Annotated in this window: 14 protein-coding genes; 5 read left to right on the plus strand and 9 right to left on the minus strand. The window is 62.3% G+C overall.

Annotated features, from left to right (window positions below):
• Positions 1-93, plus strand: a 93-nt coding sequence (locus DU505_RS16150) for an IS3 family transposase (protein ID WP_147273091.1), incomplete at its 5' end; no start/stop codon positions are given.
• 171 nt (positions 94-264) lie between these two features.
• Positions 265-927, plus strand: a complete 663-nt coding sequence (locus DU505_RS16155; RefSeq protein ID WP_114480024.1) for a LuxR C-terminal-related transcriptional regulator — start codon at positions 265-267, stop codon at positions 925-927.
• Positions 928-1,126: 199 nt separating this feature from the next.
• Here the strand turns inward: DU505_RS16155 and DU505_RS16160 are convergent, their stop codons facing one another.
• The 4 genes from DU505_RS16160 to DU505_RS16175 form a co-directional block, all read right to left on the minus strand.
• Positions 1,127-5,077, minus strand: a complete 3,951-nt coding sequence (locus DU505_RS16160) for a hybrid sensor histidine kinase/response regulator (RefSeq protein WP_114480025.1) — start codon at positions 5,075-5,077, stop codon at positions 1,127-1,129.
• A gap of 168 nt (positions 5,078-5,245) precedes the next feature.
• Positions 5,246-5,761: a hypothetical protein gene (locus DU505_RS16165; protein ID WP_114480026.1), complete on the minus strand. Its 516-nt coding sequence runs from the start codon at positions 5,759-5,761 to the stop codon at positions 5,246-5,248.
• 95 nt (positions 5,762-5,856) lie between these two features.
• Positions 5,857-7,653, minus strand: coding sequence for a sodium:solute symporter family protein (locus tag DU505_RS16170; RefSeq protein WP_114480027.1), 1,797 nt, complete (start codon positions 7,651-7,653; stop codon positions 5,857-5,859).
• Positions 7,654-7,659: 6 nt separating this feature from the next.
• Positions 7,660-7,920 carry a DUF4212 domain-containing protein gene (locus DU505_RS16175; RefSeq protein ID WP_114480028.1) on the minus strand — a complete coding sequence of 87 codons (261 nt, stop codon included), beginning with the start codon at positions 7,918-7,920 and terminating at the stop codon, positions 7,660-7,662.
• Positions 7,921-8,641: 721 nt separating this feature from the next.
• Here DU505_RS16175 and DU505_RS16180 point away from each other — a divergent pair.
• From DU505_RS16180 to ttcA, 3 genes are all read left to right on the plus strand, one after another.
• The gene (locus DU505_RS16180; protein WP_114480029.1) at positions 8,642-10,462 is read left to right on the plus strand and encodes a putative nucleotidyltransferase substrate binding domain-containing protein; all 1,821 of its coding nucleotides are present in this window, start codon (positions 8,642-8,644) and stop codon (positions 10,460-10,462) included.
• A gap of 73 nt (positions 10,463-10,535) precedes the next feature.
• A complete protein-coding gene (locus DU505_RS16185) occupies positions 10,536-11,165 on the plus strand; it encodes a 3'-5' exonuclease (RefSeq protein WP_114480030.1) in 630 nt (209 codons plus the stop codon).
• 90 nt (positions 11,166-11,255) lie between these two features.
• A complete protein-coding gene (ttcA, locus tag DU505_RS16190; RefSeq protein WP_114480031.1) occupies positions 11,256-12,197 on the plus strand; it encodes a tRNA 2-thiocytidine(32) synthetase TtcA in 942 nt (313 codons plus the stop codon).
• Between the two features lie 143 nt (positions 12,198-12,340).
• On the opposite strand, the gene fnr is transcribed toward ttcA, so the two are convergent.
• The 5 genes from fnr to DU505_RS16215 form a co-directional block, all read right to left on the minus strand.
• Positions 12,341-13,087 (minus strand): fumarate/nitrate reduction transcriptional regulator Fnr, encoded by a 747-nt coding sequence (gene fnr, locus DU505_RS16195; protein WP_114480118.1) that lies wholly within the window; start codon positions 13,085-13,087, stop codon positions 12,341-12,343.
• 140 nt (positions 13,088-13,227) lie between these two features.
• Positions 13,228-14,634, minus strand: a complete 1,407-nt coding sequence (gene hemN / locus DU505_RS16200; RefSeq protein WP_245948006.1) for an oxygen-independent coproporphyrinogen III oxidase — start codon at positions 14,632-14,634, stop codon at positions 13,228-13,230.
• Positions 14,635-14,741: 107 nt separating this feature from the next.
• Positions 14,742-15,440, minus strand: coding sequence for a sulfite exporter TauE/SafE family protein (locus tag DU505_RS16205; RefSeq protein ID WP_114480032.1), 699 nt, complete (start codon positions 15,438-15,440; stop codon positions 14,742-14,744).
• Positions 15,440-15,673, minus strand: a complete 234-nt coding sequence (gene ccoS, locus DU505_RS16210; protein ID WP_114480033.1) for a cbb3-type cytochrome oxidase assembly protein CcoS — start codon at positions 15,671-15,673, stop codon at positions 15,440-15,442. The genes DU505_RS16205 and ccoS overlap by 1 nt, the downstream gene beginning before the upstream one ends.
• Positions 15,670-18,147, minus strand: a complete 2,478-nt coding sequence (locus tag DU505_RS16215) for a heavy metal translocating P-type ATPase (RefSeq protein ID WP_114480034.1) — start codon at positions 18,145-18,147, stop codon at positions 15,670-15,672. The genes ccoS and DU505_RS16215 overlap by 4 nt, the downstream gene beginning before the upstream one ends.
• Positions 18,148-18,156: the final 9 nt, after the last annotated feature.

The raw sequence follows: 18,156 nt of genomic DNA on the forward strand, positions 1-18,156 counted from the left end.
TACATACGGTGGTATAACGAGAAAAGAATCAAAATGTCACTAGGTGCCCTGAGCCCTCTCGAATACCGAAAGAGCCTAGGGATCGCAGCATGAAAGAGTCCAAGAAAAGCACCGCACCCCCGATTGACCCGGTTCGAGAGATTGTTGACAAATATGGTCATGTGCTTGGGAAAGCCTCGACGCATGGGGTAACATGCTGCTATCGATTGATGAGCCCAGTGTGTCGGCCCTTGGCCCACTGCTCGAGGAACCGGAGGAGAATCCATGGCGTTTGCCCAGAAATTCATCGTTGCCGATGATCATCCGCTGTTCCGTGCAGCCCTGACCCAGGCGCTGCGCCAACTGGCGCCCCAGGCCGAGATCGTCGAGTCCGATACCATGGCGGCAACCAACGAGATGGTGACGCGTCATCCCGATGCCGACCTGATCCTGTTGGATCTGCACATGCCCGGCGCACATGGCTTCTCGGGGCTGATCCAACTGCGTGGTCAGACTCCCGATATTCCGGTAGCGGTAGTATCCGGCAGCGACGAACCCTATGTGGTGCGCCGGGCCATCGACTATGGCGCTTCCGGCTTCATACCCAAGTCCTCCTCCCTGGCGCTGATCGCAGAGGCGGTGGGCGAGATTCTTGACGGTGAGGTGTGGCTGCCCAAGGAACTGGCCGATGCCATGGGCGATACCAATGAAGAGGAGACGCGTTTCGCGGAGGCTATCGCCTCGCTGACGCCGCAGCAGTTCCGGGTGCTGAACATGCTCACCGAGGGCCTGCTCAACAAGCAGATCGCCTATGAGCTGAGCGTCTCCGAGGCGACCATCAAGGCGCATGTTACGGCCATCTTGCGCAAGCTTGGCGTGCATTCACGCACCCAGGCGGTCATCGCGGCCCAGAAGCTCGAGGTGGAGCCGCCCAAGGTCGAGTCCTGAGCGACTCGCACCGAGCATCGAGGCAAGACAAAACCGCCGGATGGCAACATCCGGCGGTTTTTTGTGTCCCGGGGGGCTTGCTGGCCATGCCGGTGGAGGGCGAAACGGAGGTCATTCGCCATGGATGGCGAATGTAGCGCCCAGGGATGGGTTCACAGCGCCTCCGTGGAGCCCTCCTCCGGTCATGTAACGCCCTGCGCTAATTCTCCTGCCTGGCGGCACGGCTGGCCTGAAGTGTCCGGGTCAACAGGGCTCGCAGGGCGGCAGGGCGCACCGGCTTCTGTAGCAGGTGATAGCCCGAGCGGCGGATCACCTCGGCCACCTCTTCGGTGCGATCGGCGGTGATCACGATGCCGGGCACGGCACCCTCGAGGCGTTCGCTCAATGCTTCCAGAGCCATCAGGCCGGTCACCTCGTTGTCCAGGTGATAGTCCGCCAGGATGGCATCCGGCTCGCCGTCCAGGTTGCGCAGGACCGACTTGGCACCACCGATGCTGGTGGCGATGAGCACGTCGCAGCCCCAGCCGGACAGCATCGCCTTCATGCCCTCCAGGATCAGTGTCTCGTTGTCGATGCACAGGATACGGGTTCCGGCGAGCTTGTTCCCGGCGCGCCGGGCGATGGCCTGGCTCGAAGCGGCTTCCTGAGGCCGGGCCTCTACCACCGGAACGCTGACGGAGAAGACCGTACCGTACCCCTCACGCGAACGAACCCGTATCGGGTGGTCAAGGACCCGGCTCATGCGGTCGGCAATGGAGAGACCAAGCCCCAGCCCCTTCTCGCTCTCCTTGTGGCGGGTGGTTTGGTCGAGGCGACGAAACTCCTGGAAGATCTCCGACTGTTTGGACTCGGGTATGCCGGGGCCGCTGTCCCAAACCTCGATGGAGAGCCGTTGCCCCTGGCGGCGACAGCCGAGCAGTACCCGCCCTTCCTGAGTGTAGCGGATGGCATTCGACAGGAAGTTCTGGACGATGCGTCGCAACATCTGGGGATCGCTGTCGACCCAGAGTCGTGTCGGCACCATCAACAGGTCGAGGCCACGGTCCTCGGCCATGACCGCGAATTCGGCATATAGCGGCTGGACGATATCGGCCAGGGCGAAATGGCTGCGACGGGGTGTCAGCGCCCCGGCATCGAGCTTTGAGATATCGAGCAGAGTACCGAGCAGTTCCTCGGCTGCCTGCAGTGAGTTGTCGATATGGCCGATGGTTCGGCGCATGTCCTCTGCCACGTCTTCCTGTGCAAGCGCTGAGGTGAAGAGGCGGGCGGCATTCAGCGGTTGCAGCAGGTCGTGGCTGGCCGCTGCCAGGAAGCGTGTCTTGGAGGCGTTGGCGTCCTCGGCCACCTGCTTGGCCTGGCGCAGAGCCAATTCGGCCTCGGCGCGGACCCGGTTCTCCTGCCGCAGGGCGGCGTTGGCCTCGGACAGCGCCTGGGTGCGCTCGCGGACCCGTTCCTCAAGCGTCTCGTTGGTCTCCTTGAGGGCAATTTCGGCCACGCGACGCTCGGTGATGTCCTGGTAGAGGGCGAAGAAGCCGAGGATGGCACCGCTGTCACCGAAGTGGGGCGTATAGGTAACCAGCATATAGCGGAGGCCGTCGTTACCTCGCATGGAGACTTCGAAGCTGACCCGTTCCCCGGCCAGTGCCCGGCGAATCCAGGGCGCACGTTCGCGGGCCATCTCGTCGGTGATCACCGTGTCCACCGATTGTCCAATGACCTCGTTGCGGTCGATGCCGAAGGCCTGCTCATAGGCGCGGTTGGTAAAGAGGTAGCGGCACTCCTTGTCGAAGTAGGCGATCAGCGCCGGCACGTTATCGGTATAGATACGGATATTGTTCTCGGAGCGGATCAGCGCTTCCTCGATGCGCTTCTGCTGGGTGATGTCCTGGTAGGTGTAGACGAAGCCGCCTCCCGGCATGGGATTGCCCTGCACCTCCAGCACGCTGCCGTCCTGGCGGTAGCGCACGTAACGATGGGGTTGGCCGTCACGGATATTGTCGATCAGCAGCTGGACGTGTTCTTCCGGGTCGCCGGGTCCGTATTCGCCGTTGTGGGCGTTGTAGCGGAAGATCTTGTTGATGGGTGCGCCGACCCGTATCAGGTGGTCGGGAAAGCGGAACAGCTCCAGGTAGCGTTGGTTCCAGACCACCAGGCGCATATTCTGATCGACTACGCTGATGCCCTGGTTGATGTTCTCGATGGTAGCCTGCAGCAGGGCGCGATTGAATTCGAGTACCTGCGAGGCCTCGTCGACGATGGAAATCACATCCGAAATGCCGATGCCGCGCCCCTGTAGTGCCGAATTGACTACGATCCGCGCCGACGATGCCCCCAGCACCGAAGCCAGGAAGCGCTCGGTGAACTGGATCACGTCGATGGAGGCCCGTGAGCCGTCCTCCAGTGGCTTGCCGGTGCGCCGGGCGTAGTCGTCGAAGGCACGTTGTACCTGCTTGGCCCCCAGGAAGCGCTCGCACAGGACCTTGAGATCGCCTACGGTCGTGGCGCCGGTCCAGGGACGATTGACCGAGGTCTGGCGGGTTTCGACGCTATCGACGAACAGCGAGGCCTGGATCCGCTCCACCACGCGCTGCGAGGTGACCTGGGAAACGAAGATGTAGCAGAACAGGTTGACCCCGAGTGAGAGCATCACCCCATGGGTGAAGCTGTCGCCGAAATTGAGCCCGAACAGAGCGGTGGGGGTGAGCCAGGCGTGCCCGAAGGGGCCACCGTCGAGCCAGTGGGCCGGCAGCACGCCGGCCTGGATCATGGCCGGCATCAGCAGGCTGTAGGCCCAGATGGCGAAGCCGGCATTCATGCCAACGATCACGCCCAGCCGGTTACCGCGTTTCCAGTAGAGGCCACCGAGCAGGGCGGGAGCAAATTGGCCGGCGGCGGCAAATGAGAGCATGCCGATTGAGGCCAGCGAGGTGAATTCGCCGATCAGGTGGTAGAAGCCATAGGCCAGCGCCAGGATGGCGCAGATGGTGATGCGCCGCGCCTGTAGCACCAGGCGACCGTAGTCTCGGGGCCGTGCGTCCAGCCAGCGCAGCCTGAACAGCAGGGGAATCACGATCTCGTTGGAGATCATGATCGACACAGCGACCGTGGCCACGATCACCATGCCGGTGGCCGCCGAGAAGCCACCGATATAGGTGAGCAGGGTCAGCCATTGATTTCCTGCGGCCATGGGCAGCGCCAGCACGAAGGTGTCGGGCTCCACCGAGCCATCGGGGAACATGGCCAGGCCAGCGGCGGCGATGGGCAGGATGAAGAAGGCGAAGGCCACCAGGTAGAGCGGAAACAGCCAGCGTGCGTTGGATGCGTCATCGGGATGGGTGTTCTCCACTACCGCGACATGGAACTGCCGGGGCAGGCAGAAGATCGCCAGCATTGCCAGCAGGGTCTGGGCCCAGAAGCTGCGGCCGAAGTCCTGGTCGGCCAGCTGGCGCTGCAGTTCCAGCTGATTGTCGGCCCGGCTCAGCAGGTCGCCGAGGCCGTCGAACATCCCCCAGGTGACGTAGGCGCCGAGGACCAGGAAAGCCAGCAGCTTGACCAGCGACTCGAAGGCCACGGCGTGGATCAGGCCTTCGTGATGCTCGGTGGCGTCCGTGTGGCGGGTGCCGAAAAGGATGGCAAAGGCCGCCATGACGATGGCCACGAAAAAGGCTGTATCGGCAAACAGCGGGGTATGGGTGATGTCCGTGGCATCGGTGAGCACGGCAAAGGAGGTTGAGACCGCCTTCAGCTGCAGGGCGATATAGGGCAGCGTGCCGATCAGTGCCACCAGGCTGGCAAAGGCGGCGAGCGACTGCGCCTTGCCATAGCGCGAGGCAATGAAGTCGGCGATCGACGTGATGTTCTGCCGCTTGGCGACACGGATCATCTTGGCCAGTACCGGCCAGAAGAGCAGGAAGGTCAGTATGGGACCGACATAGATGCTGGCGAAGGACCAGCCGGACGTGGCGGCCTGGCCAACCGCCCCATAGAAGCTCCACGAGGTGCAGTAGATGGCCAGCGCCAGGATATAGATGATGGGCCGGCGGCGGCTCGCACCGTGCTTGCGCGCATGGCGATCTCCACGCCAGGCGATGGCGAACAGGACGGCAATATAGAGCAGCGAAACGGCAATCAGTAGCCAACCGGCGAACATGCACTCTCTCCCTCGGGTCTGTGGCCATTCTAGGGCAATGGCGGCCGGTAGGGCAGTCAGTCGATGTCCAAGGGCAGGTAGGCGTCGCGTCGCGGGGGCGATCGGCGGGGCGGAGGCGGCCGGTCACCCGATGGCAACCGGCGTACGATGGATCCTTGTCAGGCAGGCTCAGGTGTTGCCACAGACCGCCTGATACAACGCAGAATCGCTATCGACGCTGCGCAGGGCTGAAAGGCGGGGCTGGCGCTCTTCGCCGACGAGCGGCAGCTGCTCCTGGGTGGTGCAATTCATCAGGTACGCCTGATGGGTCAAGCGGTCCACATAGTCCTTCTCGAAGCGATAGAGGATGAACTCGACCAACTGTTGCCCGTCGGCCTCACTCGGTACCATGCTGTCTCGATCCACCACGCTGAAGGCCGTGGTCATGGGAAAGAAGTACGTCCAGGGGCGCCAGAACGCTTCACCCTCCTCGGTAGATACCACCTGGCTCGTGGCCGGCAGCTGGCTCTGCTTGTGGCTGAGCCAGGAGTACTCGTAGTGAATCTGGTAACCCAGCATGCCCAGGCCGGCACAGGCCGGAACGATCCAGCGGGGCAGACGCTTGCCGCTGATCAGCCGCAGTAACAGGCCAATGCCTGCGGCCCCCAGTCCGGCAAATATCGCTGCAACCAGATGCCATATCATAATGTAGCCTTCTAAAAGCAGTCGGGCTTCCTGGTGGAAGCCCGACTTGGTTTTGATTCCACAACAGCCTTGCTGTGTCAGGAATCCATTATGGCTTAGTGGTCAACCGCACCGCCAGCGCCTTTGGGGAAGCGAACGCTTTCCACCAGGTCCTGGATTTCCTGCGGAGGCTCTTCGGTTGCAGAAGAGACCGCGAAGGCAATGGCGAAGTTGATCATCGCACCGATTGCGCCGAAGGAGAGCGGCGAGATGCCCGCGACCCAGTTGTCCGGCGTATTGGGCAGCATGTTGGTCTCCGGAATGAAGAACCAGCCCAGGTAGGTGAAGATATACAGCAGGGTGGCAAGCAGGCCTGCCAGCATGCCGGCTACGGCGCCCTTGCTGTTGATCCGCTTGGAGAAGATACCCATCATCAGTGCCGGGAAGAGCGATGCACCGGCGATACCGAAGGCCAATGCCACCGTCTGTGCCGCGAATCCGGGCGGGTTCAACCCCAGGTAGGTAGCAAGCAGGATGGCGCCACCCATGGAGATCCGTGCCGCCAGCATCTCGCCTTTTTCGGTGATGTTGGGGTTGATGGTCTTCTTGATCAGGTCGTGACTGATCGCGGATGAGATCGCCAGCAGCAGGCCTGCTGCGGTGGAGAGCGCCGCCGCGATGCCGCCGGCTGCGACCAGACCGATGACCCAGCCCGGCAGGTTGGCGATTTCCGGGTTGGCCAGTACCAGGATGTCGTTGTTGACCACCAGTTCGTTACCTGCCCAGCCACGATCTGCGGCCGTATCGGCGAAGTCGGCGTTGCCGTCATTGTAGAACTGGATGCGACCGTCTTCGTTCATGTCGTTGAAGGTGATCAGGCCGGTATCTTCCCAGGTGCGGAACCACTCGGGACGATTCTCGTAGAGAATCGGTTCGGCCATTGCCTCTTCATAGTTCTCGACTTGGCCGGCAGCTTCCGGGTAGACGGTGGTCAGCAGGTTGAGGCGTGCCATGGAGGCCACGGCGGGGGCGGTCAGGTAGAGCAGGGCGATGAACACCAGTGCCCAGCCAGCGGACCAGCGCGCATCGGCGACTTTCGGGACGGTGAAGAAGCGGATGATGACGTGGGGCAGGCCGGCGGTACCGATCATCAGCGACAGGGTGAACAGCACCATGTTCAGCTTGTTGTCCACGTCAGCGGTGTAGTCCCGGAAGCCGAGTTCCACCAGGACTTCGCTCAGCTTGGCCAGCAGCGGTACGCCGGATTCACTGTGCGTGCTGAACATGCCGAACATCGGGATCGGGTTGCCGGTGAGCTGCATGGCGATGAACACGGCCGGAATGGTATAGGCAATGATCAGTACCACGTACTGCGCCACCTGGGTGTAGGTGATGCCCTTCATGCCACCGAATACGGCGTACAGGAAGACGATGGTGGCGGCGATCCAGATGCCCCAAGTGTTGCTGACCTCCAGGAAGCGGGAGAAGGCGACGCCGGCACCGGTCATCTGGCCGATGACGTAGGTCACCGAGGCCACGACCAGGCAGACGACCGCTACCAGGCGCGCGGTACTGCTATAGAAGCGGTCACCGATAAAGTCTGGCACGGTGAACTTGCCGAACTTGCGCAGGTAAGGTGCCAGCAGCATGGCCAGTATGACGTAGCCGCCGGTCCAGCCCATCAGGAAGGACGAGTTGGCGTAGCCGCCGGATGCCAGCAGACCAGCCATGGAGATGAACGACGCGGCCGACATCCAGTCGGCTGCTGTCGCCATGCCGTTGGTGATCGGATGGACGCCGCCGCCGGCGACATAGAAGTCCTTGGTCGAGCCGGCGCGTGACCAGATCGCAATGCCGATATAGAGGGCAAAGGAGCCACCCACGAACAACAGGTTGATTGCAAATTGACTCATACCGGCTTACTCCCCAAGACCGTATTTTTCGTCGAGCTTGTTCATTTTCCATGCGTAGAAGAAAATGAGCCCGATGAAAGTGAGGATGGAGCCCTGTTGGGCAAACCAGAAACCGAGGTCCGTACCGCCGATGGGAATGCCGGACAGCAAGGGCCGCAGGAGGATGGCGAAGCCATAGGAAACCATTGCCCACACAATCAGGCATCCGGTTATCGTGCGAACGTTCGACTTCCAGTACGCAGCAGCATTGGATTTATCATCTGCCATAGTGTTGCTCTCCACTTGTTTTTGAGGTTGGGAAGTTGCACAGAGAGATAACAGGATTCATCAGGGTCGTCCCACGAGGTCAACCGTACGTTGAACACCTCGACAATGGTGCCGGCTAGAACCTCTTTTTATCGTTACCCTGCGCGGCCAAGCCACTCTTCCCACCATGTCTCTTTGCCGGTTGTCGAAGTGTGTTACCGACGTGCAATTGCCCTGTATGACTCATCGGCAATACTGGTCAATAAATGAGAAAATTAAATCCCAGACTTTGGTATCATGAGTAAACTGTGATTGAACGATTCAAAATTTTCTCTATATTTTTCAGTATGTTGAGTCCCATCCTTCGGCTTTGGCTCGAAGCTGCCCGTCTCGGGCATAGGACGATTGTCTAGCCTCGGATTGTATGGACCTTTGTCTAATTATTTTTTGAATAGACTATTGTCTAAGGCGCGTGCGCTGGATTATTTCGGCTTGTAGGACGATGGTCTAGGTTATGCCGCAAAAGACGATATTGTTATTCTGCCTGAAGGCCTCTTCGCCACGTCTACCTGAGAACCTCTTTGCGACGTGGGTGACAGCAGGGAGCCGTTGGAAGGCCAGATCGAAGCGTCCGCTGCCGGAGCGATTTGGAATCCACTAGCAGTTGTTTTTCCGAGCGTGCTGGTCCATCCATGGTCCCACTCCTTTCCGCGCATAATGGCCGCACAACGAGGGCAGCTGCATGGTCGATGTCGATCTCTCTCAACCGCCTTTTTCCTTTCTTGATGATGAGGGGCGCGAGCGTGTTCGCAACGGCATCGACCTGGCCTATTTCGATCGCGACGAAATCATTCTCGAGACCGGCCAGCCCGGCGAGTATGTCTTCATCATTCATAAGGGTGAAGTCGCCGAACTGGATACAACCCTACCCGGCGCTCGTGAACGGATCGGCCATTACACGGCCGGCGATCTCTTCGGTGCAATCAGTATCCTGAACGGTAAGAGCCGCTATCGTTTCCGCGCCGAACAGGAGAGCCTGTGCTACCTGTTACCCAAGACATTGTTCCTGCAACTGTGCGATGAATTTCCCCCCTTCGCCGAATTCTTCCGCCAGACCCTGGCCCATAAGGCACGCCTGCTAACCGAACAGCGTGCCGAAGGCGGCGTGACCATGGCCGGCTTCATGCTCGCAAAGGTCAGTGAGTGCATGCGCGTACCGCTCTGCGTGGGCCGGGAATCGACCATCGCCGATGCGGTGGCCACCCTGCACGACAGCCATGCCGATAGCCTGCTGGTCGAGGGAGACCAGGGAGTCGGCATGGTCACCAAGACTGATTTACTCAATGCCCTGGTACTGGAGGGGCGTGAACAGGCCAGCCCGGTGCGTGAGGTGGCCAGCTTCGAACTTGTCACGGTCAGTCCCGACCAGTACCTGTTCGAAGTGCTGGTCAAGATGACGCGCTTCAAGGTGGAGCGGGTCGTGGTCACCGAGGCAGAGGCACCGGTTGGCGTGGTGGAGCTGACCGATGTGCTCAGCTACTTCTCCAGTCGCAGCTACGTGGTCAGCCTCCAGGTGGAGCAAGCTGACAGCCTCGACGCACTGTTCCGTGCCAGCCACCGGACGCCGGAACTGGTCAAGGCGCTGATGGCCCAGGGGGTCAAGCTCCGATTCGCCATGGGGCTGTTGGCGGCACTCAACGGCCGCATCATGTCCAAGGCCTGGAGCTTCCTGATCGATGAACGCTACCACGACGGCAGCTGCCTGATGGTGATGGGTAGCGAAGGACGTGGTGAGCAGATACTCAAGACCGACCAGGACAACGGGCTGATCCTTGCCGATGACCTTGACTGGCCGGATGTGCATGACCAGATGCAGCGCCTTACCGAGACCCTGATCGAGCTGGGATACCCGCCATGTCCCGGCAACATCATGGTATCCAACCCTGAATGGGTGGGAAGCGTATCCCAGTGGCGCGAACGTATCGCGCGCTGGGCCCGGGCGCGCGATGGTGACAGTCTGATGAAACTCGCCATCATGCTCGATTCCCATGCCGTGGCCGGTAATCCGGCGCTTCTCGAGCGCGTGCGCGAGTCGCTGTTCGAGGCGTGCTCACGGGATGAGCTTTTTCTCTCCTATTTCGCTCGCACCGCGCTGCGCTTCTCCACCCCGCTGACGCTGTTTGGTTCATTGAAGAAACCCCAGCATGGGATCGATATCAAGAAGGGGGGCATTTTCCCCATTGTGCACGGCGTGCGAACCATGGCGCTGGAGCGGCGTATCAAACCGACCTCGACCCTGGAACGCCTGGAGGCGCTGGCCGCCGATGGACGCCTGGAAGAGCGCGTCGCCGAAGACCTGTCGGAAGCGCTCTCACTGTTTACCGAGCTGCGCCTCAAGCAGCAGCTCGAGCGCCTGGACGGCAGTGCCGGCGATGCGAGCCCAGACAGGGTCGTCGTACAGCAACTGTCGTCGCTCGAGCGAGATCTGCTGCGAGAGGCGTTGCATATCGTCAAGGATTTCAAGCAGAGCCTGTCACAACGCTATCACCTGGAATACTCCTGAGGGATCACGAGAGCATCGGGTAGAGCGCAGGCTGACAACCGGTTAAAACCGGTCAATAACAACAGGAGGCTACATGCTTCGAGCATTGCGTCGGGCCAAGGATCGTCGCCGTCATGCCAACGGCGAGTATGGCTGGCTGTTCCACCCCTATACCGGCGACGAACTGGTTGCCATCGATTGTGAAACCACCGGCGTCGACACCCGCACGGCGGAACCGGTATCCATCGCCGCCGTGAAAGTGCGTGGCGACCGCGTGCTGGCCAGCGAGTCGCTGGACCTGCGACTCAGGCGTCCCGCTTCGCTCACGGGGGATTCCATTCGAATCCATGGCTTGCGTGGCATCGACCTGGATGACGGCGAATGCCTCGACGAGGCGCTGGCGAAGCTGCTGGATTTCATCGGTAACCGGCCGTTGCTGGGCTGGCACCTCGATTTCGACCTCGCCATTCTCAATCGTCAGCTACGTCCTCGTTTCGGCTTCGAGCTGCCGAATAGCGGGATCGACGTGGCCCAGCTCTACCATCGACAATTGCGCCGCAGTGCCATGGAGCCGGACCCGACGACGATCCGCTTCGACACGGTGGCGGAAGTGCTGGATGTCCCGGTGATGGGGCGTCACACCGCGCTGGGGGATGCCGTGACCACGGCGCTGATGTACCTGAAGCTCGAGCGTGGAAGCATGCAGGCCCGGCGGGAGGCATGACCGGGACGTTCTGCCAGGCGTCGCCAGTCGCGGGTGGCGATGGTAGGATGTGCCCCGATATCCACCACACGCCCTGGCAGCGCCGTGACCATGCAAGACGCCGTGACATTCGACCCGCTTGCCCTGAAGGGCAGCTCCGTTAGGCCCGCCTCCACTTCAGTAGAGGAGCCACGTTCTCCGCTGGACGGCCTGGATGCCAAGGCCCGCCGTGAATTCAACAAGCTGCAGAAGCGCCTCCGTCGCCATGCGGGAAATGCCATCATCGACTATGGCATGATCCATGAGGGCGACAGGGTGATGGTCTGTCTTTCCGGGGGCAAGGATAGCTACACCCTGCTGGAGATACTGCGAAACCTGCAGCGCAACGCGCCAGTGAATTTCTCCCTGGTGGCGGTCAACCTCGATCAGAAGCAGCCCGGTTTTCCCGAGCACGTATTGCCGCGCTATCTGGATGCACTCGGCGTCGAGTATCATATCCTCGAGCGCGACACCTATTCGGTGGTCAAGGAGAAGACACCGGAAGGAAAGACCACCTGTGCGCTCTGTTCGCGGTTGCGTCGCGGCTCGCTCTACGGCTTCGCCGAGGAGATCGGCGCCACCAAGGTTGCCCTGGGGCATCATCGCGAGGACATACTCGAGACGCTGTTTCTCAATCTCTTCTTCGGTGGCAGCCTCAAGGCCATGCCGCCCAAACTGCTCTCCGATGATGGCAAGAATATCCTCATTCGCCCGCTGGCTTATTGCCGCGAAGCCGATATCGCCGAGTTTGCCCGGCTGATGCAGTTCCCTATCATCCCCTGTAACCTGTGTGGCTCACAGCCCAATCTCCAGCGCCAGGTAGTCAAGGAGATGCTGGCCGAGTGGGAAGCCAAGCACCCCGGCCGACTCGAGAGCATGTTCAAGGCGGTGACCAACGTGGCGCCTTCTCAGCTGGCGGACCGCGACCTGTTCGACTTTGCCGGTCTCGAGGAGAAGCAGGCGAGGCGTCAGGCGAATCACATCGATGCCCTCGATCTGGGTCAAGGGGGCTGAAGAAGAGGCCTGGCCGCTTTCGTTCCGGTCGACATTGTCACGGGGCAGAGTGGGGTCGATAAAGCAACGGCCCATCGCGCTTTGCACGACGGGCCGTTGCTTGTACCCAGGTGCCCAGGGCGGATGCTCAAGGCGGCCTGGGCTCAGTGCTCTTCCTGAGCCTGGGCAAGCAGCGCTTCCAGATTGAGGATGTTCACTTCGCGGCCGGAGACCTCCACCAGCCCCTGCTGCTGGAAGCGTCCCAGGATACGGCTGACTGTCTCCACCGCCAGGCCCAGATAGTTGCCGATATCGGCCCGCGACATGGAGAGCCGGAAGCTGTAGGGCGAGTAGCCGCGACGACGGAAGCGGTCCGACAGGCTGGAAAAGAAGCTGGCCAGGCGCTGGTCGGCGGTCTTGCGCGACAGCAGGCGCATCATCCGACGGTCGTCTCTCAGCTCCTTGCTCATGCTGCGGTAGAGCTGGCCACGTAGCTCGGGCAATGCCTCGGATAACGTATCGAGGCGATCGAACGGGATCTCGCAGACCGTGGTGGTTTCGAGTGCGATCACGCTGCCGGGGTAGGCCTGTTCGTCGATGCCGTCGAGCCCGACGAGTTCGCTGGGGAGATAGAAGTTGGTGACCTGGTCGTCGCCGGAACCTTCGGTGGTGACCTGCTTCAGGCTGCCGGAGCGCACCGCGTAGACGCTATTGAAGGCGCTGCCCTGGCGGAACAGCGATTCGCCCTTCTTGAGAGGGGCTCGGCGGCGGATGATGGCATCGAACTGCTCCATATCCTCCAGTTCGAGCGCCAGCGGCAGACACAGGGAGCTCAGGCTGCAGTTCTGGCAGCGGGTTTCATGCAGCAAAGAGCGCCGCTTGTCGATCGCGTTGGCCGCATGGACAGCCATGGTCACCTCCTTGATCGTGATCATGGAGGCATTATGGAGCATTCTTTGGCCCGGGAGAATGCCCGTTGTGACGATTGGTCGCAACACATTGATAACGTGTGTTAACTCAACGGGTCCATTGGTCGAGTTCGTTGGACATTTCAGGGCAGGGGGGAGACCGGCTGACGAGGCAGCCGAGTATCGAAGGCCGTGGCGAGATGGCAAATCAGCAGCCGGCCGATCGGTGTGGCAACGAGCCGGTCTCCCTGCCAGGCGAGCAAGCCATCCCGCTCCGGCGCTTCCAGTCGGGCCAGGGCATCGGCCAGGTAGCGCGCTGCATCGATGCCGAATCGTTCCCCCAGCTGGCCCAGGTCCAGCTGCATGTCGCAGATCAGCCGCTCGATGGCGTGGTGACGCACTCGATCATCGAAGGTCTGGCGAATGCCGCGCGCCGTCGCCAGATGGCTGGCGTCCAGGGCCGCTTCGTAGGCGCCGAGGCTGATGGGGTTCCGGGCGTAGACGCCGTCGACATGAGAGATGGCCGACACGCCAAGCCCCACCAGGTCGCAGCGACCATGACTGGAATAACCCTGGAAGTTGTGCTGTAGCGTCCCCTGGCGCTGGGCCATGACCAGGCTGTCCCCGGGGCGGGCGAAGTGGCCCATGCCGATATGCACGTAGCCGGCATCGGTCAGCATGATGATGGTGATTCGCAGGATGGCCAGTTTCTCTCCCGGGCCGGGAAGGTCCTCGCGTCGGATGCGTCGCTGTGAGATGAAGCGGCCGGGCTGATGGGCAAAGTTGAAAATCGACAAGCGTGCCGGCGCCATGGCGATGACCTGTTCCAGAGTGGTGGCGAAACTGTCGCGGGTCTGGAAGGGCAGGCCATAGATCAGGTCGAGATTGAGCGAACGAAAGCCCAGTCGATCGGCTTCATCGAGCAGGGCTTCGGTCAGGATACGCGGCTGTACGCGGTTGATCGCGCGCTGCACCCTGGGGTCGAGGTCCAGTACACCGAGGCTCAGGCGGTTGAAGCCCAGGGCCTGCAGGTGGCGCAGGGTAAAGACATCGGCCTCGCGCGGATCGATGTCGATGGCGTAGTCACGTTCCCGGGAACTGGAGAGCCCGAAGCGGGCGTCGAGCCGGTCTATGAGGTCGCTCATCTGGTCGAGGCTGAAGAACGTCGGCGTGCCGCCGCCCCAATGCAATTGGGTGACCTCCCTGCGGGTATCCAGATGCGACCTGACCAGGACCATCTCCCGGTCGAGCCGGGAGATATAAGGCTCGGTAACGCGCTTGGCCTTGGTGACGATCCTGTTGCTGGCACAGTGATAGCAAGCCTGGCGGCAGAAGGGGAGATGAAGATAGAGCGACAGGGGACGGCCGCCGTCGTTGCTGTTTGCCAGGGCGTGCTGATATGCCTCTTCGCCGATACCGTCATGGAAGGAGCTTGAGGTCGGGTACGAGGCGTAGTGGGGCGTGCGCATGTCATAGCGGTGCAGCAGGACTTCGTCCCAGGCGAAGGGGTCGGTCATCATTCCATGCAGGGCCATCGCGGGGACGGACATGAGGGCGCTCCGGCGTCTCGTAAGATGACCTCATGCTAGCGGCACCACATCTGCCGTGGTTTGAGCTGAGTCAAGCGAAACCACAATGAACGGAGAAGTTGCTCATTTCAGTGCGGCATGCCCTGGGCCAGCAGCGACAGGAGCTGCCACAGGGCAAAGGCGATGATCGACAGGGCCGCCACGGTGCGAGTGGCGCGATGGCGTATCAGTGCGCCCAGCTGGCGCGCGGCGAAGCCGGTAACGAGTAGCGCTGGCAGGGTGCCGAGCCCGAAGGCAGCCATCAGCAGGGCGCCTTGAACCGGGTCGGCGATGGCCAGGCTCCAGGCGAGCATCGAGTAGACCAGGCCGCAGGGCAGCCAGCCCCAGACCGCACCGAGGCCGACAGCCTGGGGAATCCTCACCACGGGCATGAGTCGCTTGCCGATGGGTTCAAGGTGTCGCCAAAGCCGCTTGCCCACGGCCTCTACCCTGAGCAGACCTTTCCACCAGTTGGCGATATAGAGCGCCATCAGGATCAGCATCAGTGCGGCAAACAGCTGCAGTATCACCCGTGCCGTAGCCGACAGAGCGATCACTGTGCCGAGCGAGGCCACCAGGGCGCCGGCGGTCATGTAGCTGAGTATTCGCCCCAGGTTGTAGCCGAGCAGCAGCCCGCTGAGTCGTGCCGGGCTGCGCATGCTGGGGGGGACCGCGAAGGTCAGGGCACTCATGATGCCGCCGCACATGCCGATGCAGTGGGCGCCGCCGAGCAGGCCGAAGACGAAGGCTGCCGTCAGCGGTGGCAGGCCGAGCCCGGTGGGGTCCATCAGCGGTCGGGGTCCTCTTCGCTACCGGAATCATCGGATCTGCGCTCGGCTGCCTTGCGTCGCTGCTCCCGTGCTTCCGGGGTCAGGTCGTTCTCGTCATCATCGAACAGGATGCGATGCGCCGGCCCCTCTAGGTCCTCGAACTGATCGTTCTTCACGGCCCAGAAGAAGGCCCAGACTGCCAGCCCCAGCAGAACAAGCGACAGTGGGATGAGCAGATACAGAATTGTCATGCGTTCACCAGGCGGGCGGGGTTGGCCGGGTCGGGCGGTGATGCGGTGCGATAGCGGCTCAGGCGAAGGGCATTGCCCACCACCACCAATGAGCTGGCCGACATCCCCAGGGCAGCGACCCAGGGGGGCACGATGCCGATGGCGGCCAGGGGAAGCGCTGAGAAGTTGTAGCATACCGACCAGATCATGTTCTGGCGCATGATGCGTCGTGTGGCGTTGGCGATCTCGATGGATTCGACGATACGCATCAGCCGGGGGCTGAGCAACACGGCATCGGCGCTGGTACGTGCCAGGTCGGTGGCACCGTTCATGGCGATCGAGACGTCGGCACCGGCGAGTACCGGCACGTCGTTGATGCCATCACCGATCATTGCGACTTTCTCGCCGCGTTCCTGGCACTGACGAATATGGGCCAGCTTGTCCTCTGGGCTGGCACCGGCCCGCCAGGCGTCGATGCCAAGCGTACGGGCAAGGCTTTCCACGGTGCCTGCATTGTCGCCGGAGAGCAGTTCCACCGATAATCCGCGAGCCTTGAGCGCTGTCACGGTGGCGGCGGCGTCTTCGCGGACACGATCATGGAGTGCGAACCAGGCACGCGGCTCCCCGGCTTCGGCAAGCAGCAGCCACTGGCCCGGACCCGGAATCGAGAGATCCTGCTCGGGTGCCGCGAATTCCGGGCGACCCAGCCGCCATGGCCGCCCATCGATGTTGCCTTCGACGCCCTTTCCCGTGCGGCTTGTTCGCTCGCTGGCCACGACGGTTGCCAGGCGCCAGGGGCGAAAGGCCCTGGCGATGGGATGTTCCGAGTGCGCCTCAAGTGCCGCTGCGATCACCCGTGCGCGATCTATCGACAGGTCTCCGATCGGCCGTGTTTCGCGCAGCTGCATTTCGCCGCTGGTCAGGGTGCCGGTCTTGTCGAAGATCACCCGGTCCACCTGGGACAATGACTCGATGGCGTCGGCGCGCGTGATCAATACGCCGCGGCGTCGCAACTGGCCGTGTCCAGCGGTCAGTGCCGTGGGCGTGGCCAGTGCCAGGGCGCAGGGACAGGTCACTACCAGTACCGAAAGGGTGACCCACAGTACCCGGGAGGGGTCGATGAACCACCAGGCAATGGCGACGCAGGTGGTCACCAGCAGCAGCCGCAGCACGAACAGGTGGGACATGCGAGCGGCCATCTGGGCCAGGCGAGGGCGGCTGGCGAAGGCGCGGTCGGTGAGGTCGACGATTCCGGCGACCCGGGCCTGCTTGCCGGCATGGGTGACCCTCACGATTAATGGGCTCTCGATGTTCTGGCTGCCACCGACGACGCTGTCGCCCACGCGTCGGGTCACCGGCAGGTACTCCCCGGTGAGCATCGACTCGTCAAGGCTGGATTCGCCCTCCTCGATCACGCCATCGGCGGGTACGCCATGCCCGGGCTTGATCACGACCCGGTCGTCGGTGGCGAGTTCGCTGGCCGGCAGGATTCGCTCTTCGCCATCCTCGGTCAGTCTCGTCGCCGACAGTGGCAAAGCCCCGGCCATGGCGTTGCCGGTATGGCCGCTGCGTCGCCGGGCCCTGGCCTCGACATAGCGGCCGAACAGCAGGAAGAAGGTGAACATGGCTACCGAGTCGAAATAGACCTCGCCGGTGTCTGTGATCACCGCATACCCACTGGCCAGGTAGGCGCCTCCGATGGCGATCGAGACCGGCACATCCATGCCCAGTACTCGGGTGCGCAGGTCGCGCAGTGCGTTGCGGAAGAACGGCATGGCCGAGAAGAATACTACCGGGGTAGCCAGGGCAAAGGAGAGCCAGTGGAACAGGGCGTAGAAATCCTCGCTGATCTCGCCGGGGCTGGTCATATAGATGGGGATCGAGAACATCATCACCTGCGCCATGCCCACCGCGGCCACGATCAGCCGGCGGATGTTCATGCGCTCCTCGAACTGCAGCCGCTGTTGGGCGGCATCGGGCTCGTAGGGCTGGGCACCGTAGCCGATGGCGGCCATCTCGGCGAGGATGCGCGACAGCATGAGCCGAGCCGGGTCCCAGGTCACGCGGACCCGGTGGTGACTCAGGTTGACGGCGCTGACGCTGACCCCTTCAAGGGCATTGAGCCGATGCTCGATCAGCCAGGCACAGGCGGCACAGGTAATGCCGTCCACCGCCAGGGTGGCGTATACCAGGTCGCTATCGGCTTCAGGGTGGACGAACTCCCGCTGAAGCCCCGGGTCGTCGAAGACGGCCCAGGTCTCTGCCTTGACCTTCTGGCGATCGTCCGGGCGCTCGGGCAGCTCGGTGCGAAAGCGGTAGTAGCTCTCGAGTCCGCCGTTGACGATGGCGTGTGCCACGGCCTCGCAGCCCGGGCAGCAGAGCGGGTGCGCCTGGTCGTCGAGAGTGATCGACCAGGGCGCGCCTGCGGGGACCAGGCTGCCGCAGTGATAGCAGTCTGCCGTCGCGTGCTCTGCCGTGGTGGCGTGCTGGCTCATGGCCGCTCG

It is taken from the genome of Billgrantia montanilacus, from assembly GCF_003336675.1.
GTDB classification, from domain to species: domain Bacteria; phylum Pseudomonadota; class Gammaproteobacteria; order Pseudomonadales; family Halomonadaceae; genus Halomonas; species Halomonas montanilacus.

What these genes read in the sequence shown, in the direction of transcription:
- DU505_RS16180 (WP_114480029.1), top strand. Translation starts at nt 8,642, where the DNA reads ATGGTCGATGTCGATCTCTCTCAACCGCCTTTTTCCTTTCTTGATGAT.
- DU505_RS16160 (WP_114480025.1), bottom strand. Translation starts at nt 5,077, where the DNA reads ATGTTCGCCGGTTGGCTACTGATTGCCGTTTCGCTGCTCTATATTGCC.
- DU505_RS16165 (WP_114480026.1), bottom strand. Translation starts at nt 5,761, where the DNA reads ATGATATGGCATCTGGTTGCAGCGATATTTGCCGGACTGGGGGCCGCA.
- ttcA (WP_114480031.1), top strand. Translation starts at nt 11,256, where the DNA reads ATGCAAGACGCCGTGACATTCGACCCGCTTGCCCTGAAGGGCAGCTCC.
- fnr (WP_114480118.1), bottom strand. Translation starts at nt 13,087, where the DNA reads ATGGCTGTCCATGCGGCCAACGCGATCGACAAGCGGCGCTCTTTGCTG.
- hemN (WP_245948006.1), bottom strand. Translation starts at nt 14,634, where the DNA reads ATGTCCGTCCCCGCGATGGCCCTGCATGGAATGATGACCGACCCCTTC.
- DU505_RS16175 (WP_114480028.1), bottom strand. Translation starts at nt 7,920, where the DNA reads ATGGCAGATGATAAATCCAATGCTGCTGCGTACTGGAAGTCGAACGTT.
- DU505_RS16185 (WP_114480030.1), top strand. Translation starts at nt 10,536, where the DNA reads ATGCTTCGAGCATTGCGTCGGGCCAAGGATCGTCGCCGTCATGCCAAC.
- DU505_RS16205 (WP_114480032.1), bottom strand. Translation starts at nt 15,440, where the DNA reads ATGGACCCCACCGGGCTCGGCCTGCCACCGCTGACGGCAGCCTTCGTC.
- DU505_RS16155 (WP_114480024.1), top strand. Translation starts at nt 265, where the DNA reads ATGGCGTTTGCCCAGAAATTCATCGTTGCCGATGATCATCCGCTGTTC.
- DU505_RS16170 (WP_114480027.1), bottom strand. Translation starts at nt 7,653, where the DNA reads ATGAGTCAATTTGCAATCAACCTGTTGTTCGTGGGTGGCTCCTTTGCC.
- ccoS (WP_114480033.1), bottom strand. Translation starts at nt 15,673, where the DNA reads ATGACAATTCTGTATCTGCTCATCCCACTGTCGCTTGTTCTGCTGGGG.
- DU505_RS16215 (WP_114480034.1), bottom strand. Translation starts at nt 18,147, where the DNA reads ATGAGCCAGCACGCCACCACGGCAGAGCACGCGACGGCAGACTGCTAT.